This window comes from Corynebacterium atrinae (assembly GCF_030408455.1).
GTDB lineage: Bacteria > Actinomycetota > Actinomycetes > Mycobacteriales > Mycobacteriaceae > Corynebacterium > Corynebacterium atrinae.
The window spans coordinates 1,178,892-1,204,605 of record NZ_CP046977.1 but is presented as its reverse complement, the minus strand read 5'-3'; the positions used below and the strand labels follow the sequence as shown (position 1 = coordinate 1,204,605).

The 25,714-nt window shown below is 60.2% G+C and carries 16 protein-coding genes; 6 read left to right on the top strand and 10 right to left on the bottom strand.

The features are described from left to right. Positions 1–46 precede the first annotated feature (46 nt). From pheT to CATRI_RS05940, 9 genes are all read right to left on the bottom strand, one after another. Positions 47–2,560: a phenylalanine--tRNA ligase subunit beta gene (pheT, locus tag CATRI_RS05980; RefSeq protein ID WP_290220601.1), complete on the bottom strand. Its 2,514-nt coding sequence runs from the start codon at positions 2,558–2,560 to the stop codon at positions 47–49. 36 nt (positions 2,561–2,596) lie between these two features. Further along, positions 2,597–3,643 (bottom strand): phenylalanine--tRNA ligase subunit alpha, encoded by a 1,047-nt coding sequence (pheS, locus tag CATRI_RS05975; protein ID WP_290220599.1) that lies wholly within the window; start codon positions 3,641–3,643, stop codon positions 2,597–2,599. Between the two features lie 75 nt (positions 3,644–3,718). Beyond that, on the bottom strand, positions 3,719–4,594 hold the full coding sequence (locus tag CATRI_RS05970) for a DMT family transporter (RefSeq protein ID WP_290220596.1): 876 nt from the start codon (positions 4,592–4,594) through the stop codon (positions 3,719–3,721). Positions 4,595–4,600: 6 nt separating this feature from the next. Further along, positions 4,601–5,416: a TrmH family RNA methyltransferase gene (locus CATRI_RS05965; protein ID WP_290220594.1), complete on the bottom strand. Its 816-nt coding sequence runs from the start codon at positions 5,414–5,416 to the stop codon at positions 4,601–4,603. Between the two features lie 10 nt (positions 5,417–5,426). Beyond that, positions 5,427–5,810 (bottom strand): TM2 domain-containing protein, encoded by a 384-nt coding sequence (locus tag CATRI_RS05960; RefSeq protein ID WP_290220592.1) that lies wholly within the window; start codon positions 5,808–5,810, stop codon positions 5,427–5,429. 288 nt (positions 5,811–6,098) lie between these two features. Continuing rightward, positions 6,099–6,482, bottom strand: a complete 384-nt coding sequence (gene rplT / locus CATRI_RS05955) for a 50S ribosomal protein L20 (RefSeq protein WP_047252981.1) — start codon at positions 6,480–6,482, stop codon at positions 6,099–6,101. A gap of 51 nt (positions 6,483–6,533) precedes the next feature. Then, positions 6,534–6,728 (bottom strand): 50S ribosomal protein L35, encoded by a 195-nt coding sequence (gene rpmI, locus CATRI_RS05950; protein WP_047252980.1) that lies wholly within the window; start codon positions 6,726–6,728, stop codon positions 6,534–6,536. Between the two features lie 35 nt (positions 6,729–6,763). After that, positions 6,764–7,333, bottom strand: coding sequence for a translation initiation factor IF-3 (gene infC / locus CATRI_RS05945; RefSeq protein ID WP_290220589.1), 570 nt, complete (start codon positions 7,331–7,333; stop codon positions 6,764–6,766). Between the two features lie 264 nt (positions 7,334–7,597). After that, positions 7,598–8,248, bottom strand: coding sequence for a hypothetical protein (locus CATRI_RS05940; protein ID WP_290220587.1), 651 nt, complete (start codon positions 8,246–8,248; stop codon positions 7,598–7,600). A gap of 93 nt (positions 8,249–8,341) precedes the next feature. Between CATRI_RS05940 and CATRI_RS05935 the strand changes: the two genes are divergently transcribed. After that, complete coding sequence (locus CATRI_RS05935) at positions 8,342–10,315, top strand: DUF2339 domain-containing protein (RefSeq protein WP_290220586.1); 1,974 nt, start codon at positions 8,342–8,344, stop codon at positions 10,313–10,315. On the opposite strand, the gene uvrA is transcribed toward CATRI_RS05935, so the two are convergent. Then, positions 10,312–13,161, bottom strand: coding sequence for an excinuclease ABC subunit UvrA (gene uvrA / locus CATRI_RS05930; RefSeq protein ID WP_290220584.1), 2,850 nt, complete (start codon positions 13,159–13,161; stop codon positions 10,312–10,314). The genes CATRI_RS05935 and uvrA overlap by 4 nt on opposite strands. A 144-nt stretch (positions 13,162–13,305) precedes the next feature. On the opposite strand from uvrA, the gene CATRI_RS05925 reads away from it, so the two are divergent. From CATRI_RS05925 to CATRI_RS05905, 5 genes are all read left to right on the top strand, one after another. Then, entirely contained in the window at positions 13,306–13,908 is a 603-nt protein-coding gene (locus CATRI_RS05925; protein WP_290220582.1) for an MBL fold metallo-hydrolase, read from the top strand. Positions 13,909–13,961: 53 nt separating this feature from the next. After that, entirely contained in the window at positions 13,962–14,873 is a 912-nt protein-coding gene (locus tag CATRI_RS05920) for a DoxX family protein (protein ID WP_290220580.1), read from the top strand. Between the two features lie 46 nt (positions 14,874–14,919). Then, positions 14,920–17,088, top strand: coding sequence for a HelD family protein (locus CATRI_RS05915; protein ID WP_290220578.1), 2,169 nt, complete (start codon positions 14,920–14,922; stop codon positions 17,086–17,088). Positions 17,089–17,261: 173 nt separating this feature from the next. Continuing rightward, on the top strand, positions 17,262–20,885 hold the full coding sequence (locus tag CATRI_RS05910) for a hypothetical protein (protein WP_290220576.1): 3,624 nt from the start codon (positions 17,262–17,264) through the stop codon (positions 20,883–20,885). Beyond that, a complete protein-coding gene (locus tag CATRI_RS05905) occupies positions 20,872–25,701 on the top strand; it encodes a DEAD/DEAH box helicase (RefSeq protein WP_290220573.1) in 4,830 nt (1,609 codons plus the stop codon). Before CATRI_RS05910 ends, CATRI_RS05905 begins: the two co-directional genes overlap by 14 nt. The last annotated feature ends 13 nt before the right edge of the window (positions 25,702–25,714 follow it).

Below are 25,714 nucleotides of genomic sequence, written 5' to 3'. Positions count from 1 at the left end.
TAGTGGGGTGTCTCCGGCCATAGCCTCCCGCATTAAGGAGCAAAGGTTAGGCGCGCATGTCGGCGCCGAAGCGCTCCTTCGCCAGTTCGGCTGCAGCGAGCCGACGCTCATTGGCCTCCTCGTCGGTAAGGGTACGATCCTGGGCGCGGAAGAGCAGAGCGAAGGCCAGGGACTTCTTGCCCTCGCCGAGGTGCTGGGAACGGTAGACGTCGAAAAGCTCGACGCTTTCCAGCAAGTCTCCGGCGCCTTCCGCAACCACTCGGCGCACATCCTCCGCGGGGACTGACTCATCGACGACGAGGGCGATGTCCTGGTGGAGTGCCGGGAAGGAGGACAACACTGGGGCCGGGAAGGTCTCTTCCAGCGGCAGGGCGGTGACGTCGATTTCCATGGCGCAAGTGCGGGCCGGCAAGCCCAGAGCCTCGATGACCTGGGGGTGCAGCTCGCCGGCGTGGCCGACGACGGTGCCATCGACTACCAAGGCGGCACAACGCCCCGGGTGCCAGGGCAGCGAGTCGGCCGAGACCACGTCGAGTTCCACTCCTGCGGCACGGGCAACGACGCGGGCTGATTCGATTGCATCAGCGTAGGAATATGTGCGTCCCTTGCCCCAGGGACCCTCGAATTCGATGTCGCCGGTGCCGACGGTGGCGGCATGCAGCGGCTGGTACGGGAGAGATTCCCGCAACTCTTGCAGCACCTCGTCGAAAGGACGCTCCTTCACCGAAGGCATCGGGGACACATCGTCGCGAGCGAAGGAAACCTGCTGGATGCCGAAGAGCGCTACGTCGCCGAGGCCGCGGGCGACGTTGCGAGCCAAGGAATCGAGCATCGAGGGCAGCAACGTGGTGCCCAGGATTCCGCGGTCGGCCTCCAGGGGGTTTCGCACTGAGACTGCCTGGCGGCGCTCGTCGTCGGCAGGCAGGCCCCAGGTATCGAACGTGTCGTTGGGAATGAAGGGGCTGGGCAAGATTTCGGCGTACCCGTTGTAGGCCAGTGCGTGGCCAACGGCCCGACGGCGGATCTGGGCAGGCGTCAGACCGCGGCCACCGGCCGGAGTCGGCAGGACGAGCGGGATGTCTTCCAGACCCTCTAGCCGCATGATCTCTTCGATGAGATCCTCCGGCAAGGCGAAGTCAGTTCGCCAGGTCGGCGGGGTGACGGTGAGCTTGCCACCGCATTCGGAGACCTCAACGGCGCAACCAACTTCTTCGAGGCGGCGGATAACGGTGTCGCGGTCGTAGTCCACGCCGATAAGCTCGGACGGGTGGGTCACGCGCATGGTGATGGCCGAACGTGCGGGAACCTCACCGATGAGAGTGCGGCCCTCATCGACGGTGCCACCGGCAATGTCGACGAGGAGGGCGCACGCCATGTCGAGGGCTACCTCGACGATGGCTGGGTCGACGCCCCGCTCGAAGCGTCGAGAAGCTTCTGACGACAACTTGTGCCGGCGAGAGGTGCGCGCGACGGTGATGGGGTCCCACGTCGCGGCCTCGAAGTAGACATCGGTGGTCTGTTCCGAAATCTCCGAACGCGTGCCGCCCATAACGCCAGCCAGGGACTGGATGCCGGTTTCATCGCAGATGACGACATCGCCCGAATCGAGGGTGCGCGTGACGTGATCGAGGGTCTCGAACTTCTCCCCCGCCGTCGCATTGCGCACCACCAGGCCGCCAGAGATCTCGGCGGCATCGAAGGCGTGCATCGGCTGCCCGAGGAGCAACATGACGTAGTTGGTGACGTCGGTGGCGACGTTGACTGGGCGCTGGCCGGAGAGCATGAGCTCGCGCTGCAGCCAGAACGGCGACACCGCCTGCGGGTCGATGCCGGTGACCTTGCGCAGGCCGAAGCGGATGGTCTTGGTCTCCGGATTGACATCGATGTCGATGAGCTGACCGGCGGGAGCCGGGACGTCGGAAAGCTCGAAGCCGCCGACAGCGGGTTCCAGGGCGACGTCGGTGTAAGTGAGATCGAAGGCCGAGGCGATCTCACGAGTAAGACCACGGGCGGACAGCGCGTAACCGCGATCCGGGGTGATGTTGACGTCGAAGACCGTGTCATTCAATCCGAGGGCTTCGCGGGCATCTTGACCGGGCTCGCCATAGGACGGATCAAGGGTGATGATGCCGGGATTCTGCTTGTCGGTGAAACCGAGCTCGGCGGCCGAGCAGATCATGCCGTTGGAAATGTGGTCATAGGTCTCGCGGGCAGCGATCTTGAATCCACCGGGCAGTTCGGAGCCGGGCAGCGCGACGACGACGGTGTCGCCTTCGACGAAGTTGCGAGCACCGCAGACGATGCCCTGGAGCTCACCCGTGCCGTTGGCGTCGCCGACATCGACGAGGCAGTAGCGGATGGGCTTTTTGAACTGCGTCAGCTCTTCAATGTTCTTCACCACGCCGATGACCAGCGGGCCAGTCGTCTCTGGGATGGGAGCGAAACCCTCGGTCTCGAAGCCGACGCGGACGAAGCCGGAGTCCAGCTCCTCGTTGGACACCGCGAAGTCCGGGTTGGCATGACGGAGGAGTCCGGTCACCCAGTTCTGAGCGATAAGCATATGAATTTCCCTCTTTTTCTTCTCGAACCGGGGTGACTACTTGGCAATGCCGAACGGCAGGGTGAAGCGGACGTCGCCCTCCACCATGTCGCGCATATCAGACAGGCCATTGCGGAACTGCAGGGTGCGCTCAAGCCCCATGCCGAACGCAAATCCGGTGTAGACCTCCGGATCGATACCCACGGCCCTCAGGACATTCGGGTTGACCATGCCGCATCCGCCCCACTCGATCCAGCCGGCGCCGCCCTTTTTATTGGGGAACCAGACGTCCACCTCGGCAGAGGGTTCGGTGAAGGGGAAGAAGTTCGTGCGCATGCGGGTGCGAGTCTCCGGCCCGAACAGCGTCTTGGCCAGGTGGTCCAGGGTTCCGCGCAGGTGAGCCATGGTCAGCCCTTTATCCACTGCCAAGCCCTCGACCTGGTGGAAGACGGGCGTGTGCGTCGCGTCGAGCTCGTCGGTGCGGAACACGCGGCCGGGGCACGCGATGTACACCGGCACATCGCGATCGAGCAGCGTGCGGACCTGAACCGGCGAAGTGTGGGTGCGCAGCACCTGCTTGGAGCCCTCCACGGAGACATGGAAGGTGTCCTGCAGCGTGCGGGCCGGGTGATCTGGAAGGAAATTCAACGCGTCGAAGTTGAAGTACTCGGCCTCGACCTCGGGCCCGTCGGCAATTTCCCAGCCCATGGCGAGGAAGATGTCGGAGATCGACTCCATCAAGGACGTGATCGGGTGCAGGGCACCCACCTGCTGGCGGGTGGTAAGAACCGTCACATCGACGGTCTCTGCCACCAGCTGCTCCGCACGGTGCTGCGCTTCGAGCCGCTCAGCCACGTCGGCAAAGTGCTTTTCGACGCGGCCACGTGCCATATTCACCAGTCGACCAGCGTCCTTGCGCTGATCCTTCGGCAAACTTCCGAGCGCGCGGCGTGCCTGAGGAATCGGGGCGTCATCGCCGAGATGATCACGGCGGGCGGCGGCCAATGACTCGAGATCCGAAGCAGCATCAAAAGCAGCGACAGCCTGGTCAGCGGCGGCGTTGAGACCCGCCTCGGTCAGTTCAATTCCCGGTGTGTCAGACACGTGACGCTACCCGAACCTTTCCTTGCATTGGACGCTTCATTTTGAGACTCGTACAGCATACCTGCCCGACCGGATTTACAGCTGACGGGGCTTGCGCGGGCGCCGGGTCGCGAGTGCCACTCCGATGGCCACGGGAATGCACATAGCCAAAGCAATCGGCGAGGCCGACTCCCGAAGAATGAGAGCGCCCAGGGCGATACTGATCAGCGGAGGGAGGAAATGGGCCACGGCAGCGCGATCGGGCCCGGCCTGGCGGATGAGTTGCAGCCACATCGTCATTCCCAGGACGGAGGCCCCGAGTATGAGGTAGGCCTCGGCCAGGATGAACGAGGTGTCGAAGGTGGGGGCTTCTTCCAAAAGGAAAGACAATCCGAGCGCAGGGATGCCCGCGGCCAGACTTTGGATTCCGGTGGACAACCACGGGCTGCCGGGCGGAACGAGTTTCGGGGTAAGTACGGTGCCCGCCACCAGACACGCCACCGCTCCCAACGCAAAGAAGATGCCCCGCCATTGGGTCTCGCCACTGTCGAGTCGGGTCCACGCCGAACCGACGACGCCGAGAAAACCGATGACGCAGCCGATCCACTGCGTGATCATGAGGGCTCGACCCCGCAAAGCAGAAATGACGAGCACCGCCAACGGTGTGAGTGCGGTGATGATCGCGGCCATTCCCGCCGACACATATGGCATAGCACTGGCCATGAGTCCGAGGTATCCGAGGTTGTTCAGCACCCCGACGACGATCGTTCCCCTCAGCCCACTTCGGTTCATGGCCCTTCGTGCGCCCCAGGCCGCCGCTATCATGAGCACACCGGCAATCGTGCAGCGAATGCCCACGATTGCGAACGCTCCAGCAGAACCGCTGGCTACCTTCATCGCGACAAAAGCACCGGACCAAATGGTGGCCCAGGTGACAGCAAGCACGATGAGGCGGGCAGGAGAAATGGTCACCGGAAGCTAATCCTTGCGCGCCTGTGCCTTGGCGGATTCATAAAGACAGATGGAAGCGGCGGTGGCCAAGTTCAGCGACTCAGCGCGCCCTCGGATAGGAATGCGCACCCGGTGGTCCGCAGCGTTGAGCAGCTCCTCCCCCAGGCCATGCGCCTCGTTACCGAATAGCCACGCCGTCGGCTTCTCGAGCAAATCTCCGGCCTCATCGAGATCAACTTCGCCGTCAGCAGCCGTGGCCAAAATTTGCAGACCAGCCTTGCGCAGCTGACCCAATACATCCTTGACTCCCACGTTGCGGGCCACGGGAAGATGAAAGAGGGAACCTGCCGATGCGCGCGCAGCCTTGCTCGACTGCGGGTCGACCGTCTCACCGGCAAAGACGACCGCATCGGCGCCCATTGCATCGGCCACGCGGACCAAGGTTCCTGCATTACCGGGATCGTTGGTCTCGACCGGCACGCACACCAGGCTCGGGCGACCCTGAATCGCCCGGCCTACGGTCCACAAGACGGGCTCACACAGCGCGAAGAGGCCAGTGGTGGTCACCGTGTCGGAGAGGTGCTTAGCCGCGCGCTCGGTAATGGGGTGAACGTACACGCCCATATGGCCCGCAGTAGCGACGATCTCGGGGAATCGCGTGGCAGCCTGCTCGGTGACAAAAAGGTCCTTGGCGGCCCCGGTTGCTACGGCAGCATCCACGGCGTTCTCCCCTTCCACGAGGAAGGCTTCTGCCTTCTTGCGGGCGGCAGCACGGTGGAGCTTCGCCGCATTAACAATGCGGGGTGTGCGCTCAGTGAAGGGATCGTCGAAGTTAAGGTGCATGCGAATAACGCTAGCTCAACGGAACGCCGTGAGAATCATAGGCCATCTGACCACCACCGACGAGGATGAGAATGAACTCGACGAAGGCCCAGACTCCCACCACCATGATGAAGATGAAGCCGATCAAGAAGATCGCCGTGAACCAGCCAAGGATGGTCAGCCCGAGCTGAATGACTCCCCGGTTGGTGTAACCCAGGTAGAAGTTGTGCACACCAAGGGTGCCGAAGAAGAACGCGAGGAGTGCCGCCACGATCTTCGACTTCTGTGCATACGCCGGGTAGCCGTACTGCTGAACCGGGACTGCATACTGGGGCTGGGCAAAAGCGTGGTAGTTGTGGGCGGCCGGATCAATCGGCATACCGTCCTGGTCGTAGTGCTGATAAGGCTGTGTCATGAAAGCGAGTCCTTAATTCAAAGGAGAATACGAGTGAATAAGGGCATGTTAACAGCACCCGCCGACACCACGGATTATGGTTAGTACGTTTTGGCGAGGGTGACGGCGCAAAGTGCGATATGACTTCACCCGTCAATCGAGTGCCCGGGTTTCGTCACTCGATTGACGCGTCAGCTCGTATTGGTCAACTCGAATTGCACTTTTGGGGAGCGCCACCGAGGGATCGTGAGAACGCCAAAACCCCTGTTCCAGCGAGGAACAGGGGCTTATGACGAAGACAAGGGGCGCTTAGGCAGCCTTGGGAGCGTTGACGTCCTCCGGCAGGGCAGCCTTTGCAGCCTCGCAGAGAGCGGAGAAGGCAGCGAAGTCGCTGACGGCCAGCTCGGCGAGGATCTTACGGTCGACCTCGATCTCGGCCAGGCGGAGGCCGTGGATGAGGCGGTTGTAAGTGATGTCGTTCATGCGGGCAGCAGCGTTGATGCGCTGGATCCACAGCTTGCGGAACTCAGACTTACGCTTACGACGATCGTTGTAAGCGTAGGTCATGGAGTGCAGCCACTGCTCCTTGGCCTTACGGTAAAGGCGGGAGCGCTGGCCGCGGTAGCCCTTGGCGGACTTGAGAATTGCGCGACGCTTCTTCTTGGCGTTTACGGACCGCTTGACACGTGCCACGGTGATACTTCCTTACAGTGCTGAGAATTTGTGGGGTGGACAGGCGGCCTATTAGGCCTTGCCGAGGAGACGCTTGATGCGCTTGGTGTCGGCCGGAGCGACATCCTCGGTACCCTTCAGACGACGGGTACGACGGGACGGCTTGCCCTCGAGGAGGTGGCGACGGCCGGCCTGCTCGCGGCGAAGCTTGCCGGAGCCGGTGATCTTCACGCGCTTAGCGGTGCCCTTGTGGGTCTTCTGCTTCATGAGAGTTAAGTCCTTAAATCCCGATTAGTTGTCTTCTACTTCTTACCCTTGCGCAAGGGGCCCAGAACCATGGTCATGTTCCTGCCGTCTTGCTTCGGTCGCATCTCGACGACGCCGTAATCCTTGACGTCCTCGGCGAGGCGCTCGAGAAGGCGGTAACCCAGCTCCGGACGCGATTGCTCACGGCCACGGAACATGATGGTCACCTTGACTTTGGATCCCTTCTCCAGGAAGCGGACCACGTTGCCCTTTTTCGTCTCGTAGTCGTGGTCATCGATCTTCGGTCGGAACTTCTGCTCCTTGACCACAGTCTGCTGCTGGTTCTTGCGAGACTCGCGGGCCTTTTGGGCCTGCTCGTACTTGAACTTTCCGTAGTCCATGATCTTGGCGACCGGCGGCTTAGCGTTCGGTGCGACCTCGACCAGGTCGAGATCGGCATCGAAAGCGAGCTTCCGGGCATCGTCCGTGCGGACAATGCCGACCTGTTCTCCGCCCGGGCCGACAAGGCGGACCTCGGGAACTCGGATACGCTCATTAATTCGAGCTTCAGCGCTGATGTGTGACTCCTCAAATAGCAGGGGTTTCGTAAATCCATACCGTGCCACTCGCGGGGAGGTCCCATAAGAAAAACCCGCCTGCCGTAAATGGCACGCGGGAGATCTCACTAGTATGACGCCAGAACCAAATGCTCCTGGCGTTCTACAAATGACCTGTATCCAACCGGCGAACCGGCGGCGTGAGGTGGGATGATCTCCGCTTGTGACCCGAGCCCCTGGAGAGGCGCTACGGGTGGTAGTGGGGACTACTTTAACCACCGGGGACCGTGATAATCAAATCGACGCGCTGGGGCGCGGACGTCGATAAGCAATTTAGTCCCGAATAGCCCGCTCTTCCAGGACGATGAGCGCATTGTCGCCGCCCTGGCAGACGAAGGAATTGGTCGCCTCCGGCAGGCAACGTACCTGGTACGCCTGCCCCGTGACGGGGCTGGTGACCCTGACCTGATGCTCCGTGGGCTGGCCGGAGTTGCCGGCCATGGCGATCGCGACATTCTTAGCGAACTCGCAACTGGTGGCATCGCTTGCGCGGAAGATCCGCCAATTGACGTTGGCAGCGCACTGCTCGGCCCCCGCTGGCAAGGTGAAAGACAGGACTGGCTCAGTCGATGGCGACGAAGTGGATGTCGTGGAGGTCGGGGTGGCGCTCGACGTCACCGTCGTGGGGGCCTGCGACGTCGTGGTGCGCGAGGAACTGGGTGCCGCGGTGGACACCACTGTCGACGTCGTCGGCGGCGCGGCAACAGGAGCCTCGTCCCGAGCCAGGAAAGCATAATAGAGCCAGACCCCCAGGATGACGGCGCCAAGCACCAGTGCGGCGAGGATGACCATCGCCAGACCCGAGCGATTCCGCGCCACCGGTGCAGACTCCGGGAAATACTGCGGGGCGGAGGTGGCAGCTTGGGGAGCAAACTCGGCGGTCTCCGGATCCTCAGGTGAAGACGGGAATTGCCCAGTGGCCATGTACTGCTCCTCGGACGGTCTCAGTTTGATATCGGACGGGCGCCACGCTCACTAATGGTAGCGGGGCTAATCTTAACGGCCTAGTCTTTAGCCATGGAAAACGACCATCGTTCTGCTCTGGATCTTCGCATAGCGCTGTCCAGACTGGAAAAAGCGGAAAAGCTCCTGACAGAAACTCGCAAGGGACTGGAAGGAATGGTGGAGCGGATAGAAGTTTCCGCACCAACCCATGCCGCCTCCGAGGCCACGGTTCCCGCCATGGCGACGATAGCCGAGCCGCCAGCCGCCGCGCAGGCAGGCCCCTTCTCCCCCGCGCCACGAACTGTTCCTGCAGCGTCGGCCTCTCCCTATGCGAATCAGCCGGTGCGGCCGCCCAAGCCCGCGAAGCCTAGGAAGCCCGCGAAACCTGCGAAACCACCCGTGTCGCTGGAGACCAAGGTCATCCGGGTAGTCGCGGTCGTGGGTTCGTTAATCACGGTCGCTGGCGTGGGGTTGGCGGTAGCGTTGGCCATTCAGAATGGACTGCTCGGTCCTCTTGGGCGGGTCCTGCTGTCCGTGCTCCTGGCCGTGTTGTTGCTTGGAGCTGGCCTGTGGTTGGATCGCCGGCGTCCGGCGGAGGGCACCGTTAACCCAGGCGTGAGTGCTTTGGTGGTGACCTCCTTCATCACGGTGGCCCTCGTGGTTAACTCACTGTTCTCGCTGTTGGGTTGGTGGCCACGTTGGCTGGCAGTCGCCGTCGTGCTGGCCGTATGGATCGCCTACCTCGCACTGACGCGGGTTAGGAAGATGCGCATGGTCGGTTTCGCGATGTGTATCGTCGCCGTCTTCCTCGTGATGAGCTTCTTCACTTCCGAAGACGCAGGCAGCTGGCCCATCGTCATCGTGCCGCTCACTCTTCTCGCGCTCACCTGGAAGACCTCCTGGAACGAGGTTCGATTCGCCGCAGCCGCGACCGCCGTCATTGTGCAAATCGGCTACACCTTGACGGTGTGGTCAGAAGCAACGATTCTCACCGTCTTGGTCGGGATCGTCACGGCACTGGTGTTTGCCGGTGTCTCGATGTTCGACTCGCTCGAAGACAATTCCACGAACATGGTCACCGGCATCATTGCGCCTTTGGTACTGCTGCTCGTCTCGGTTGAGCTGGCGGAAGGTACCTGGACCATCTGGCTATTTATTCCGGCAACCGCCGCGCTGGCGGCGCTTGGCTACTCTCGCTCCTCCAAAATGGCAATTCAATTGGCCCCCATCGCTCTCGCTGCGACGGCCGTCGCCTTCGTCTTTGTCTGGGAGTTCACGCCTCCGCTTGGCTCCGGTGCCCGACTCGACTCGACGATCGTCGTGGCCTTGTTCTTCATCGCCGCCATCGGCACTACCATTTGGCTGGCCATGCGCAATGAAAACCGAATTTGGCCCTGGGCATTTTGGCTGGGCGCCGCGCTGATTGTTACGTGGAATCTGTCTCGCAACGTGCTGTCCAAGACTCCCCTGTGGCTCACGGACAACAGCGCCCTCATCCAGGCGCTCCTCATCGTGGCCTTCCTAGTCGTGGCTATCCGGCTCCGCAGATCCCTGGCCGTCCTCCCCATCCCAGCTCAGGTCATCTTCGCCGTTGCTGGACTGCACCTGTCAATGGTGGCGCTGGTGACGATTTCCACTTGGGTGGGAACCCTAGTTGGAAACACCACGGGGATGTGGCTCGGCTACCTTGTTGGCCACGCCGGAACATCGATCCTGTGGATGATCCTGGCAGCCTGGATACTGCTAGCTGCCCGGGGCATTTCCGAGCGTGCTTCCCTCGGTGCCGGAATGGTGCTCGCGATCGCTGGAGTGGTCAAGCTCGTCTTCTTCGACCTCGGAAACCTCGAAGGTCTCCCGCGCGCCGTGGCGTTCCTCGTCTGCGGTGTTGCCTTGCTGGCCATGGCTGCACTGCGGGCGCGCCGCAAGGATCTTGTCAAGGGTCCGGCCAACGACATCCCAGTGGCTGCACCGACCAGTTCAACGGCCAACCCTTACGCCAGCTTGTCGACGCCGTCGGTTCAGCCGGAGGAGCCACGCGACAACTAGAGCAACTCCGCCAAGAACTGCCCGGTGTAGGAACCGGGCACCTTGGCAACGTCCTCAGGGCTGCCTTGGGCGACGACGGTTCCTCCACCGGAGCCGCCGTCCGGCCCCATGTCAATGATCCAGTCTGCGGCCTTGATTACATCGAGGTTGTGCTCGATGACGAGGACAGAGTTGCCTTTGTCTACTAGGCCCTGGATGACGAGCATGAGCTTGCGAATGTCCTCGAAGTGCAGTCCTGTCGTCGGTTCATCGAGGATATACACGGTACGGCCGTTGGAGCGTTTCTGTAGCTCGGCTGCAAGCTTGACTCGCTGTGCCTCACCACCCGACAGGGTGGTGGCGGATTGCCCGAGGCGGACGTATCCCAGGCCGACGTCGACAAGCGTCTTGAGGTAGCGGTGAATGGAGCCGATGGGCTCGAAGAAGTCCGCTGCCTCGGAAATAGGCATATCGAGAACCTCGGCGATGTTCTTGCCCTTGTAAGTAACTTCGAGGGTTTCGCGGTTGTAGCGAGCGCCGCCGCAGACTTCGCACGGAACGTAGACATCGGGCAGGAAGTTCATCTCGATTTTCAACGTGCCGTCACCCTGGCAGGCTTCGCAGCGCCCGCCCTTGATGTTGAAGGAGAAGCGTCCCGCTTTGTAGCCACGCACTTTCGCTTCGGTCGTTTCGGCGAAAAGCTTTCGGACCTTGTCAAACACTCCCGTGTAGGTGGCGGCATTTGAGCGCGGAGTGCGGCCGATGGGCGACTGGTCGACCTGGACGAGCTTGTCCAAATGCTCGGTGCCCTCGACCCGCTTGGCCCGACCCGGAACCTGGCGGGCCTTGTTCAACTTGTTTGCTAGCGTCTTAGCCAGAATCTGGTTGACCAAGGTGGACTTTCCGGAGCCGGACACACCGGTGATGCAGCACAACACGCCAAGCGGGATGGAAACGTCAACGTTTTGAAGGTTGTTTTCGCGGGCACCGACGATGCGCAACTCTCGGTCGGGGTCGATAGAGCGACGCTCATCGGGCACGCCAAGCACCTTGCGTCCGGAGAGGTAGGCGCCGGTGAGGGACTCTTCGCTTTCATATAGCCCGGCGGGGTCGCCCTGGTAGACAATCTCACCGCCGAACTCACCAGCGCGCGGACCGACATCGACAACCCAGTCAGAGGCGCGGATGGTTTCCTCATCGTGTTCGACGACGATAAGGGTGTTACCGATGTCGCGCAGGCGCTGCAAAGTCGCAATGAGCTTCTGGTTGTCGCGTTGATGCAGGCCAATTGAGGGTTCGTCAAGGACGTAGAGCACGCCCGCCAGGCCAGAGCCGATCTGGGTGGCCAAGCGAATGCGCTGGGCCTCGCCGCCGGACAGTGTGCCGGCGGAACGGCTGAGGGTGAGATAGGACAGGCCGACGTCGAGGAGGAACTGCAGGCGGGCCTGAATTTCCTTCAGCACCGCCCCGGCGATCATCTCTTCCTTCTTGCCCAGCACCAGTGAGTCGAGGAACTCCCGGGCATGCAGGATGGAGAGACTCGTCAAACCGGCGATTGACTTCTCCCCGTGGGCTTCAGAGGCGAGGCGCACCGCCAGGATTTCCGGCTTGAGGCGTTCGCCGTGGCAGGTGGGGCAGGCGACCTCGCGGGTGTATGCGAGGAAGCGCTCCTTGGACCATTCTGATTCAACCTGTTCGATCTTGCGGTTGAGGTAGCCCATGACGCCTTCGAAGGGGCGTGAGTAGCTGCGGACCCGACCAAAACGGTTCTTGTACTTGACGGGAACGACGACGCTGGAGCCGTGCACGAGGGCCTTACGTTGGACGCTGGTCAACTCCGAGTAGGGGGTGTCCGAGTCGAATCCGAGCTCCACCCCCAGGCCCTCAATGAGTTTTTCAAAGTAGGTGTGGTTGGGGCTAGCATTCCACGGCTGGATGGCATTGATCACCGGGGCATCTGGGTCCGGGATGATGAGGTCGATGTCCACCTCAGTGCGGGTGCCAATGCCATCGCACGCCGGGCAGGCACCATAGGGCGAGTTGAAGGAAAAGGCGCGCGGTTCGAGCTCATCAACGTGAAGGACGTGGCCGTTCGGGCACGCCAGCTTCTCGGAGAAGCGGGCGAAGCGCTGGGGATCATCGTCCGGGAGGGAGACGAATTCTAAGACCACAACCCCGTCGGCAAGCTGGAGTGCGGTTTCCACCGAATCGGTGAGGCGCTGACGCTGGTTTGGTTTGACCTGCAGGCGGTCCACGACGACGTCGATATCGTGTTTGATCTGCTTCTTCAGTGTCGGCGGATCAGAGAGCTGATAGACCTCGCCGTCGACGCGAACACGGGAGTAGCCCTGCGACGCCAGGTCGGCGAAGAGGTCCACGAACTCGCCCTTGCGTGTGCGAACAACCGGGGCCAGGACCTGGAATCGCAGGCCCTCCTCCATCTCGAGGACCTGGTCGACGATTTGTTGCGGGGTCTGCCGACGCACCACGGCGTCACATACGGGACAATGCGCGGTACCGGCCCTTGAGAAGAGCAGACGCAGGTAATCATAGATCTCGGTGATGGTGCCAACCGTCGAGCGCGGGTTTCGGTTGGTCGATTTCTGATCGATCGACACCGCCGGCGATAGGCCTTCAATGAAGTCGACATCGGGCTTATCCATCTTGCCCAGGAACATGCGCGCATACGAGCTCAGGGACTCCATGTAGCGGCGTTGCCCTTCGGCAAAAATGGTGTCAAAAGCCAAGGACGACTTGCCTGACCCTGATAGGCCGGTGAAAGCGACCATCTTGTCGCGGGGGAGGTCAACATCCACACCCTTGAGGTTGTGTTCACGTGCTCCGCGCACCACGAGGCGGTCTGCCACTTTGTTTCTCGCCCTTCTCTCGCCCTAATAGCCCTGATGCCATCAACTGCCATCATCAACAATTCGCGGCCGGGTTTGTTTCCACGGCCGCTTGCACCTCTCGAACATACCAACGACTACACCTTCCTCGCTACTCTGGGTGGCATGAACAATCCGCTGAACCTTCAACAACTGTCCGTTTCGGAGATGGATAACAACTGCTATCTCCTCATTGCCGGTGATGAGGCATTGCTTATCGACGCCGCAGACGAAGCCCCTGCCCTGCTCGCCCTCGCCAAGGAGGCGGGAGCACGCATCACCGCAGTGCTGACAACTCACCGTCACGCCGACCACCACCGGGCCCTCGTCGAGGTCCTCGAGGCAACCGGCGCGACCCACTACGCATCCTTCCTCGACACTCCGGCTCTGCCAGCACCGGTCGACGTCGAATTGAATCACGGGGACACAATCGAATTTGCCGGGCATAGCCTCCCGGTTTCCATTCTCCGCGGGCACACCCCGGGTGGGGTTGCCATCTCCGCGGAAGTAGAAGGTCAGACTCATGTTTTCGTGGGAGACAGCCTGTTCCCGGGCGGTTTGGGCAAGACGTCCTCGGAGAGTGACTTCGTTCGCCTCTTCAATGACGTGACCAAGCGGATCTTCGATGTTTATCCGGATGACGCGATTATCGAGCCGGGGCACGGCGCCTCCACTACCCTCGGCGCGGAACGCCCACACCTCGATGTCTGGTGGGAGCGCCGTTGGTAGCGATTCCTCGCTAAGGTGGATTGAGTACAAACATCGCATAAAAGGAGCCAGAGATGATCCGCAAGATTGCCCGACCAATGATCGCGTCCGTCTATATTGCTGATGGCGCTGACAGCCTCCTCAACACCAAGGAGCACACGGAGAACGCGCAGTCCCTGATCAATCGCGTTCGAGCTATCCTTCCGCGTCAGTACGCCCGCCAGGTCCCGCAGGATCCGGAGTTGGTCGTCCGCGCCATCGGAGGCGCCAAGGTCGCTTCCGGTGCCGCTCTGGCCGTGGGCTTCCTGCCCCGCGTTTCTGCATCTGCGCTGGCCATCCTGGCGGTTCCGACGATGATCGGCCGCCACGCATTCTGGGAAACCCAGGACAAGGAGGAGCGCCAGGCTCGCCGCTCCGGGTTCCTCACCAATGCCGCGCTCCTCGGTGGCCTCATGATTACCTCCATGGATACCCAGGGCAAGCCGGGTGTGCGCTGGCGCGCCAACAAGGCCGTGGAGGCCGCGAACCAGAAGGTCCAGGCTGCACTGCCGACCAAGTCGGAGACGGAGAAGCTGGGTGATAATGCCCGCGACTGGTTCGAGGATGCTTCCGAGAAGGTGTCCGAGTACGCCACCCGCGCGCAGGACTACGTCGCTGATAACAAGGACGAGTGGTTCGACTCTGCCGCCGCGGCCGCCACCACCGCTACTGCCGTCGCCGCCGGTGCGGCACACAAGGTCAGCGACTACGTTTCCGAAAACAAGGATGACTGGCTGTCCGCTGCCCAGGACAATGCCAAGGCTGCGCGCAAGAGCGTGGTTAAGACCGCCGCTAAGGCCCAGGACCGCGCCGACGAAGCCTACACCCTCGCTGAGAAGAAGTCCGGGCGCGCTGCCAAGAAGGCTCGTAAGAACGCCTCCAAGCTACAGGGGCGCGCAAACAAGGCCATTCACAAGGCTCAAAAGAAGGTCGGCGACCTGCGCTAAATATTGCGCTAGGCTGGTACCTCCGTTCTTCCAGGAGGTACCACGCTTGACTGAGCACGACAATCGGGAGCTAGCGCGCGAGCAGGCCTACACGGATGGCCTGTTCGCGCGTCTTGACGCGGAAGTGTCTCAGGCGAACCAACGCCTGGCCGAAGTTCAACTAGAAGTCGACCCTGCTAACCCTGACGCGGATGCTCTCATCCGCCGCGAGACCGAGTATCACGGTCTCAATTCCAAGCTTGACCGCCTCAACCTCGCCCAGCTGGGCCTGGTGTTTGGTCGCATCGACATCGCCGATCCCGCAGAGGGGCCGGGGCTGGATCGCCGCTACATCGGTCGCATGGGGCTCGATGTCCGCGAGGAGGGCTACCGCACTCTCCTGCTGGATTGGCGCGTCCCTATGGCGCGTCCGTTCTACCTCGCCACGACGGCCCAGCCTGAGGGCGTGCATCTGCGACGCCATATCCGCACCAAGGGCCGCAAAGTCACCGGCATCGATGACGAGTATCTTTCCGGTGAGTTGGCCGGCCAGGGTCGCGATGGCGTCGGCGGGGAATCCGCGCTGTTCCAGGCCATGAAGGCCGCCCGCACCGGGCGGATGAAGTCAATCGTGGAGACGATCCAGCGCGAACAGGACCTCATCATTCGCGATGAGACCCGCGGCGTCATGGTGGTCGAAGGCGGCCCGGGTACTGGCAAAACCGCCGTTGCCCTGCACCGCGTCGCGTATTTGCTCTACACCGCCCGTGAGCAACTGTCCAAGACCGGTGTCCTCATTGTCGGCCCCAATTCCACCTTCTTGGACTACATCTCCCACGTCCTCCCCGAACTTGGCGAAACTGGCGTGGTGCTGTCCACCGTCGGCGACCTCTACCCCGGCGTATCCGGCACCGCGGAAGAGTCCCTCCTCACCAGGGAGGTCAAAGGGTCGCAGGAAATGGTCACCATCCTTACCGAGGCAGTCCGCGCCTATCAGAGCCTGCCGGACGAGCCCGTTGAGCTGTCGCACGGATCACTCACCCTGCTTATCGACGCCCCGATGGTCAAGGCCGCCCGCACCCGCGCGCGCCGCGCGCGTCGTCCACACAACGACGCCCGCGTGGTCTTCGGCGAGCACCTCATCGGTCAACTCGCCGAGCAGTTGGCCGAGAAGATCGGGGCGGACCCACTGGGTGGGAAGAACTTGCTCTCCCCCGCCGACGTCGATCAATTGCATGGTGACCTCGCGGAAGAGGGGGACGTCGATAAGCTCATCGAGCGCTTCTGGCCGGAGCTGACCCCGGAACGGGTTCTCCGGGAGTTGCTGGAGTCCCCGGCAGTGATCGACTCTGCGGCCAGCGCTTACGACGATGAGACCCGGCAGGCCCTGCTGCGTCCTACGGGTTCGGAGTGGTCGGCGTCTGATGCGGCCCTGCTCGACGAGCTTTCAGTCCTCATCGGCCTGCCCGAGGAGACAACCGCGGAGGCGACAACCGAGGAGGACATCGACGATGCGCAGGAGTTGCTCGATATTCTCGAGTCCTCCGCGTCAGTCGACGACGACGACCTCGGCGACATTTTCGACGCCGAGCACCTCGCCGCCACCGACGTCATCGACGCCGAAACCCTCGCGCGCCGCCAAGACACCCGCGACTCGCTCTCCACCGCCGAACGCGCCCGGGCTGACCACAGCTGGGCCTACGGCCACGTCATCGTCGACGAAGCCCAAGAGCTATCCCCGATGGAATGGCGCATGGTCTTCCGGCGCATCCCCTCCCGCTGGATGACGCTGGTCGGCGACACCGCCCAAACCGGCTCCCCCGCCGGAGTCGATACCTGGGCGACGGCACTGGAACCATTCGTCGGCAGCCGCTTCCGCCACCACGAGCTGACCGTCAACTACCGCACCCCCGCCGAGGTCATGGAGGTAGCCAACCAGATTCTGGCGATCATCGATCCGACTGCGATGCCGGCGCTGACCATTCGGGAATCCGGCCAGCCAGTTCTCTTCCTGCCCGCGGGCACGGAAGTGGAGGTGGAAACCGAGGGCCTTACACTGATCATTACAGCCGCCAACGTGGCCTCGATCAAGGGGTTGGAGTTCGACCACGTCATTGTGGAGGACCCGGCGGCGATCGTCGCGCAGTCCCCCCAGGGCTGGCAGGACCTCTACGTCGCAGTCACCCGGGCGACCCAGACGTTGACGGTCATCGGAGAGTGGCCAGCTCCCCACTAGACCGAATATTTGTTTCATGCTTTCGCTTCCAATGTCGAAGTCCCTCGATATGGTATACATATCCAATTTCTGAGACAGAACCTAAGCGAGTTGAAGTGACACGAGGACACCGTGCGAGAACCGTCCGCGACTTGGTCGAAGAGTCGGAGGGCTTCGGAACTCTAACCGAACAAATGGACGCAGCCGAGCGTGAGCTCTCTTGGCGGATATCGACTGTCGACAAAAAGGGCACAAAGGTGATCCTCCCCGAGCCTCTCCTGGCCGCAGACATGAGATTGACCACCGCCGAGTATGAGTGGCTTCTCGCTCTGCTCGGAAAGGCACTCCAAGGTGCCATCAAGTATCCGCACGCTGTTGAGAAACTTCTCGATAATTTTCCCCTAGTGATCATCGCGGGCCTCACAGGGTCTGCGCTGTTGAACACAAACGACAGCTTCTGGGCGGGCTTCCGGCAACAAATTAACCTTCAGGACAGCACTCGCCTGGAGTCCGTCATCCGCAAGAATCTCCACCGAATCCTCCAACGGAAAAAGCTCGCCGCCTTCACCAAGGCCGATCTTTCCGGGCGCGATTATGTCGGGGCTATCGAACTGCACTCGCTTCTCCCAAATCGCTACCTCAGCAGCGTGCTGTCCTTCCTCGATGACCTGCACACCAGAGGCGTGCTGTTTGAAAATGCCGAGGAATGCGGACGATACGCCGTCAGTGAATTCTCCCGTCATGCGAAGGAGCTCGGAATTCCTGCAGCGGTGCACAACCTCGCTACCCACATCCCAGGTAGGGCTGCCGACTTCTTCTCCCGCATTGAGGAGATCCGTGCATTCTTCACGGAACCAGACACCGATCCTGCGGAGGTAGAGTTCCAGGACACCAACGGACTACCGGAGCCACTTTTTACACACCTGATCCGCCTGGTCACCGAGGAAGAAGACATCCAGGAGGCGGAATCCTCCCCCGTAGCTGCCGGTCCCGAATGGGAACAACCATATCTATCACTGGATCCGGAGGAGTTGGAGCTCCGCATCAACTTCCCTGCTATCGCCAGAAGTGCGTCGCAGGGCGAAGAACTATCCCCCTGGGTGGTTTATCTCGACGACGAAATCATCAGTGTGACTTCGAACCTCGACCGCTCAATCGGCGCCTTCGGAACCACTTCACTGCTCATTGACCGACCGTTTTCCCGGTTGTCTGTTCTCCTTCCGCACGGATCTGCATCCAAGCTCGACGTGAGCATTAGTCGACAGGTACCTGTTTTGCTATTCCGAGAGGACGGTGTACTCCGTGCCAATCAGAGCCAACTAGGCCGCCGCAATTCGGTTGCCCTCTCACAAACAAGTACTGTGCTGGATGCCTCCACCATAGATGGCTCCACATTCGCATCAGAGGATCTTGGTCCTCTCCGTGGATGGAAAGGGTGGTCTGTCCGAAACGTGCCATCCGATGGTCTGAAGTCACTGACCGTTAAGCACGACAGTCACCGGCTCCACCTCCCCGTGGACCGGAAGACTGAGGCCCAGTGGGTTGACACGGATGTCACTATTCCATACCTCAAAGGCCACGATCACCAGCCGGTGTTTCACCGGTCACCCCAAATTCTCATCCCGAGCGACCAATCTCACTGGACACTGGAGTACGTGCACTTCAACCCCGAGGGGCACCGGGAATCTCTTGGCTTTTACCAGGTGGAGGATGAGTACCGAGACACTCCCTTCGATATCTTCGATGAACAAGAGGACCCGTGGGTAGGACGATACGAAGTCGTTGTGCGACGTGGAAACCGGGTCCACATGCGCAGAACATTCAATATTGCTGAGGGCTTACGAGCCAAGGTTTCTTTCGAAAAGGCCGTACAACGCGGCCGATTCCGGGTGCCTGACATGGCGGACAGGAAACCTGGACTCTCGAAGGGCTGGGTAGAGTTCAGTTCTTCCCCCGGGAGTGGAATCAAGCATCCCATTGGTTCGAAGGCCCTTGGTACCAGACACCGAACCCGCTCATTTCTGATCTCCAGTACCTACAATCCGGATGTTTACTGCCTCAATGTCCGCGTCGATGCACCCAGGCTCCAGTACCTCCTACCGCTTCGAGATGAGTCGGCGCAATGGGTGGACACCCCGATGACGATCAACGTCGATGATTTGGCTGACAATGACGAAATCCAGCTCAAGTTCCCGCAGAAAGTATTCGACGTCGAGCTCCGCGTCGCCCCCTATTCGTCCAACACCAGTTTTTCGAACCCCAAAGTCATCACATTGTCTCGGAGGGGAAGCAGCAACGTTTGGACCTGCGCGGCCAGCCGCCTCACTTTCGCGCTCGGTACGACCTCCACCTTCCGGGTTGTCGCAAGCTGGAATGTCCTCTCACTTGACGACTACGTCCGCAACGAAATGGACAAGTATCAGCGCCGCGCCTGGAACAGGACTCCAGTGGAAGAAAGGCAGGACCCCCGACAGCGGGCCTTCGCTTTCCTTTTCTCCGTATCCAGAAAAGCCCTGTTGTCGGGCGTCACCATCAAAGAGGGCGTCCTGAACCTCCACCTTGGTCGTCACACCGATCGTCCTCTCGTCACCTGGGTATGGCCACTACGCGATCCGACAGCTGCACCCGTCCAGGTCTCCATGAAGGGGTCGCGCGGTCAGCTCCCTGCCAATCTCGCAAATTCGGGCCCCTTGATCGTTGATACTCGCGAGGAAGAATTCCTCACAACTTGGGAGCCTGACATTCCTTCGTCCCGATCCCTGCTGGTAGGCAAGTCAGTCCTGAATCCCGCTTTCGATCCCACCAATCAACACCGCTGGCTGTTCACTCGTGATCGCGAGCTGATGCCGAGTGAAGTGAGGACTGTATGGGACATCCGCGACCGAATGCACAACGTGCTGGCTCAAAGCCGGCATCGCACTCACCCGACGCTGGCCCAGCTCGACTCCACTACATTGAAGTACCTCACTGCATCACCTCGCGTCGCCCTGGCTGAACTCGACAACAGTGCCATCCCACGGGACAGGCAGCTCGAAGCATTCATCCGTTCCGGTCTCGCCGTGGAGAAGTTCAGCAGTTTTACCACTGCGGGCGACATCCATCCCACACCTTGGATCGGACTAATCCAAGAAATGAACGACCTGATGATTCTTCAGAAGCGTTCCGCAAAAGACACCTCGACAGAAGCTGAACGCGCAGAATCTGAGCAATACGTCCGTTCTGTTGGTGGCTCCGAACTTTGGAAAATTCTCAGCGGTGAGAGCCTGGGTATGCCCGTAATTCAGGACCATGTACTGAGCACAACTGAGCTGACTTTAGTACGAAATCAGAACATTGAGAGGCTGCGGGCAAGTATTGGCTTTTCTGCAGTAGGTGCGGCCTTCGTCTCCCCCGATGCCCGTGTTGCCGCTCAACTGACTTGGATGGAAAATCACCGTGACTTCACCTCCAGCTCGAAATTGGAGGAAACGTTCCGAGCTCTCAAAGACTGGGAACACCTCATCGATCATCTGAACGACCCGGAGATGAAGAAGACTGCCCGCTCACTCGCACTCATTCCCGAAGAGCATCATCGATCGGCGTCGGACAACTGGCTTTTTGTCCCTTACATCTCCTTCGTCTCCAGCCTCCTGTCCCGTGCCATTGCCCAGAACATCGTCCGGCCGATCAAAGAACTGCACGAACGTCGGCACACCTGGGCCTCCTGTGCCAGGTATGCCTCCGAACTCGCAGCGTTTGATCTCGTAGCGGCAGAGGCCGCCGCCCTCAACGCCCGGTACCGACTACAAAAGAAAAGTGCGACTCATGGCCCCTCATGATTTCCCCACCTTTGAAGAACTGTTTCCAACCGACAATGTCGATATCTCCAGCCCACATTCTGCTTTTGCTGAGAAATCCGCAGACGACGTGCGAGACTTCGCGCAGGACGCCGGATCCCGCAATATCGACCCAGTGGCCGCCTCGGAAAGCATAAACAGGGATTATCGCAGGTACCTCAAGTCAATTCTGCGCCCAAACAGCGGGAGAATTGCACGGGAATTCTACCGTGCAGTGGATGAAGCCCCTAATCTCAGTAAGGGCTCGATTCTCCAATTGACACCGCCCTATGCGCCCGGCTCAACACCCGAGGAACTCATGGAGCAGGGAATCCTTCACGAGTCATTTCGTTCGCTGAACTCCAGATTCCCACTTCATCGTCCTCTGTACAGTCATCAAGAACGGGCGCTGAAGAAGATCACCTCCGGACGGAACCTGATTCTGTCGACCGGTACGGGATCAGGCAAGACCGAGAGCTTTCTCATCCCCATCATCGATCATCTGCTCCGAGAGAAGGCAAAAGGTTCCCTCGGTCCTGGTGTGCGAGCGCTGCTCCTCTACCCAATGAACGCGCTGGCCAATGACCAGGTTAAACGTCTCCGAGAATTACTGGCCGACAATCCGGAAATCACTTTCGGACGATACACCGGTGAGACCCCACAGTCGTTCTCCGATGCTCGGGCCATCTACAAGGAGATCAACGGCGCCGATTCGAGTCCGTTGCCCAATGAGTTGATCAGCCGAGACGACATGCAGGAGACTCCTCCACACATCCTCCTGACCAACTACGCGATGCTCGAGTACCTACTCCTCCGTCCTGAGGACAATGCGTTCTTCGACGACGAGCATTCCCACCAGTGGCGATTCATTGTTCTCGACGAAGCTCATGTTTACGCCGGTGCCCAAGGCGCCGAAGTTGGTATGCTCCTGCGTCGGCTGAAAGACCGCGTCGGTCGCGACCGTCCCCTGCAGTGCATCGCCACCAGTGCCTCACTAGAAGGCACCGAGAAGCGCATTATGGACTTTGGAACTACCCTTTTCGGAGAACCTTTCGAATACGATTCCAACGACGATTTTCGTCAAGACCTAGTGCGAGCAGAGATTCTCACCCGCCCCACAACACCTACCTGGGAATTTCCCGCCGTCCTTTTTGACGCTCCCATCGGCGACGATACGTTGTGGAAGGCACTCCAAGAGCAAGCATGTTCTCGGGACGCCTACGAGGTTTTGTCTGAAGAACGGCATCTCGTCGAGATTCGCGCCATGCTGGCTGAGCACAGTCTATCGCTGAGCGAGGTGGGAAGTAGGTTGTGGCCTGATGTGCCAGTAGAACAGGCGATGCATCGAGCCCACATGCTGGTGCTGCTGGGCAGCATTGTGCTGTCCAGGACCGGAGTTCCGGTTTTGACTGCGCGCTACCACATGTTCGTCCGTGCAGCGGAGGGTGCCTATCTGGGCTTCGAAGAGGACGGAGAACCGGTGATTTCCCTCGATCGGCAGGTCACCCTCCCAGAGTCGGATCGGCCAGCCTTTGAGCTCGGTACTTGTACCAAATGCGGTGCGGTTCACATCAACGCACTCACAGAAAATGACTATTTGGTTCCTCCGGACAGCACCCGTTCAATGGACTCCGCCCACTGGGTGGTGGTGTCCGATGAAGCGCGCTCCGCCGAACTGGATGAAGATGACCTGGAGCAGTCAGACACAGCGATGGATGTGGATCTGCCACCGCTTTCCCTCATGTGCGTGGCGTGCGGCAGGCTCATGGACAGCACCCTCACTTCGTGCCCCAATGGTCGCTGCCAGAGCACCGATCTCATCTCCGTTCGCGTGCTGCCGAAACCTGGGGGAAAGCTAGAAACGTGCACAGTCTGTGGGGGCCGAGCCCGTGATTTGATCCGTCGTCTCATTACGGACGCCAATGCTGCTCCTGCAGTGTTAACCACTTCGCTATTCCAGTTGCTTCCGGAAGCTGCTGATGAGGAGGCAGCCCGCAAAGTCGGAGCCGGAAGAAAGCTGCTGACGTTTTCGGATTCCCGCCAGGCCGCTGCATACGCGGCACCATACCTCGAAAACTCGTATCGGCGCCTTTTGGAACGGCGCATCCTGGTGGAAACGCTTCTCGCCGACGAATTTGAACAGGGCGCCCCGATCGAACGATGGATCATCCGCGCTGGTCAGCTTGCGAAACAGTTGCAAGTTCTGTCTGCTCACCAGACAGAGCGTGCAATTCTGGAAGAAGTCGGCAGTTGGGTATTCGCCGATCTCGCTTCCACTACCCGGCGACTCTCGACTGAGGGACTAGGACTGGCACGTGTGGAGATAGATCCCGAGGCTTTGTCGCGGTTGAAGCTGTTTCCCGGGCTCATCCAATTGTTCGCGGGTCAAAAGCAGGCGGCGGAGAACTTCCTGAATGTGCTCCTCCAAGACGTAAGACATAAGGGGGCGGTCATCCCACCCGACTATGTACGTTTCGACAATGAGCGGTTTGAACCACGCACTGGGCAGCAGACCTTCCGCTATGCAGGGGGGCGCGATGCCAAGAAAAAGGTGTACTCCTGGATCCCTCAACGCGGAACAAACAATCGCAGAGATTTGATCACCAAGGTGCTCAGGAATCTTGGTCAGGCAGGTGAACATGACCGCAACGTCGACAAATTCCTCCGGATGATCTGGGACGACGTAACGAATGCGGGGCTGCTCCGCGTCCCTGATACCAAAAATCCAAATTATGCCATAGACAGTACGTGCCTGCAGGTTTCTCCGGGAACTGCTCACGACTGGTTTGAGTGCGACACCTGTCGCGCTGTCACTGCCTTCGATGTCAGAGGACTATGCCCCAACGGTTGGTGTCCAGGCAAGCTGCACATCATTGAAGATCCCGATCAATCTGAGAACCACTATCGAAATCTCGCTCAGCAAATGGAGATCGTTCCACTCTCTGCGAAGGAACACACCGCTCAGTGGACACCGACGGAAGCTGCGGAGGTCCAAAAAAGCTTCATCTCCGGTGATATCAACGTCCTGAGCTGTTCCACGACTTTCGAACTTGGAGTGGATGTCGGTGACCTCCAGTCGGTGGTGTTGCGCAACGTCCCGCCCCGGACTGCCAACTACGTCCAGCGAGCGGGCCGCGCCGGCCGCCGGACGGGATCTGCCGCTTTCGTGCTCACTTTTGCTAAACGTGGAGCACACGACATGTCGATTTTCAAAGATCCGCAGTCGATGATCGACGGGGAGATGACTGCACCATTCATCAAGATCGATAATGACCGAATTGCCAAGCGCCACGCCTACTCAGTTGCCTTTGCTGCATTCCTGCGAAATCAAGCGGAGCGAGGAAATACCTGGTCACGGATCGCGGATTTCTTCCTTCCCAACGAAGGAATCCTCCACGCTAGGAAAGACTCCCCAGCTAAAGAAGGCCTGCCTCTGTTGAGGGAGTTTCTGTCCCCTGTCCCCAGAGAGATCACTGAGGCCCTCTACCGGATCATGCCGCCAGCAATTCATCAGTCTGTGGAAATAGGTACGGGAGGCTGGGCGGCCGACTATCTGAAATTATTCACCGATGTCGCTACCGAGGTATCCGACGACTATCACACCCTCAACGGGATAAGATTGGACTTGTTGAACCAGGGGCAGGGACGTCATGCGGACGGCTACAAGTTCACGATTCGCACACTGACGGACCAGCATCTTCTCGGGTATCTGGCGAAAAAGAACCTGTTACCCAAGTACAGCTTCCCGGTCGACACCGTCGACCTGCAGACGAACTTCACCAATGAGGGAAGCAAGATTAACCTGTCACGGGATCTGCTCTTGGCCATCAGCGATTACGCCCCCGGAACGCAAGTGGTCGCAGGCGGAATGGTATGGGAGTCTGCCGGGATCCGTCACCTGCCTGGCAAGAAGCTACACAGCTGGAGCTGGGCAGAATGCCCACATTGTCGGCATATCCAGACCTCTTTGGAGGAATTCCAGGACGGTGCCAAATGCTCCCGCTGCAACGCCGAACTACCAGTGACGTCTAAGAGAAAGTTCCTCATCCCCACTTACGGTTTCGTAGCCAAAAAGACACCTCGCAGTGTTGGGATGTCACCACCACGGCGTCAGTGGGGGCGGATCGAGTTCGTCCAGAAATTTGGTGAGGACTCTACTGTGGACGAATACGCTGATATGGAAAGCACTGAGAAAACGTTGGTGCTCGTCCGTTCCTCCGTTCGGACGGAAATGGGCGCACTCGAGACCGGTTCGAATCAACGCGGCTATTGGTATTGCGAAACATGTGGATTCGCAGCACCCGTCGAAGGAGCGAGGCCCAAAGAGCACACCAATCCGCGGACTCAAAAGTCGTGTAGCAGCTGGCTAATGGTTCGTTCGTTGGGACACACTTATCAGACAGATATCACCCAGATCTCCGTCCCAACATTTCTCCAATCTGACTACGCTGACTGGCGGCCGGCGATGTACGCACTCCTCGAAGCTGCGTCCGAAGTGCTCGAGATCAACCGCGACGACTTCAACGGAACCATGTCAACGTACGACGGTATTCCAACAATGGTTCTTTTCGATGCAGTCCCGGGCGGCGCTGGCATCACCCGTAAGGTCAGGGAAGCATTCCCAGAAGTACTAGATGCGGCGATTCGGCGCGTATCCGACTGCGGCTGTGGCGAGGACACCTCGTGTTACGCCTGCCTTCGGTCTTACTCCAACCAGAGGTTCCACCGTGAATTGCGTAGAGATTTAGCAATCCAGTTGCTTTCACACATGAAACAGGCGGTGGCTGCGACCACTGCCACGTCGATCAAAGGTCGGTGAAAGTCGTCAGCGC

Bases quoted from the DNA above. Each gene is read 5' to 3' on its own strand.
- pheT (WP_290220601.1), bottom strand. From the start codon at position 2,560: ATGCTTATCGCTCAGAACTGGGTGACCGGACTCCTCCGTCATGCCAAC.
- rpmI (WP_047252980.1), bottom strand. From the start codon at position 6,728: ATGAAGCAGAAGACCCACAAGGGCACCGCTAAGCGCGTGAAGATCACC.
- CATRI_RS05940 (WP_290220587.1), bottom strand. From the start codon at position 8,248: ATGGCCACTGGGCAATTCCCGTCTTCACCTGAGGATCCGGAGACCGCC.
- CATRI_RS05905 (WP_290220573.1), top strand. From the start codon at position 20,872: ATGGCCCCTCATGATTTCCCCACCTTTGAAGAACTGTTTCCAACCGAC.
- CATRI_RS05925 (WP_290220582.1), top strand. From the start codon at position 13,306: ATGAACAATCCGCTGAACCTTCAACAACTGTCCGTTTCGGAGATGGAT.
- CATRI_RS05910 (WP_290220576.1), top strand. From the start codon at position 17,262: ATGGACGCAGCCGAGCGTGAGCTCTCTTGGCGGATATCGACTGTCGAC.
- CATRI_RS05960 (WP_290220592.1), bottom strand. From the start codon at position 5,810: ATGACACAGCCTTATCAGCACTACGACCAGGACGGTATGCCGATTGAT.
- CATRI_RS05920 (WP_290220580.1), top strand. From the start codon at position 13,962: ATGATCCGCAAGATTGCCCGACCAATGATCGCGTCCGTCTATATTGCT.
- CATRI_RS05935 (WP_290220586.1), top strand. From the start codon at position 8,342: ATGGAAAACGACCATCGTTCTGCTCTGGATCTTCGCATAGCGCTGTCC.
- CATRI_RS05965 (WP_290220594.1), bottom strand. From the start codon at position 5,416: ATGCACCTTAACTTCGACGATCCCTTCACTGAGCGCACACCCCGCATT.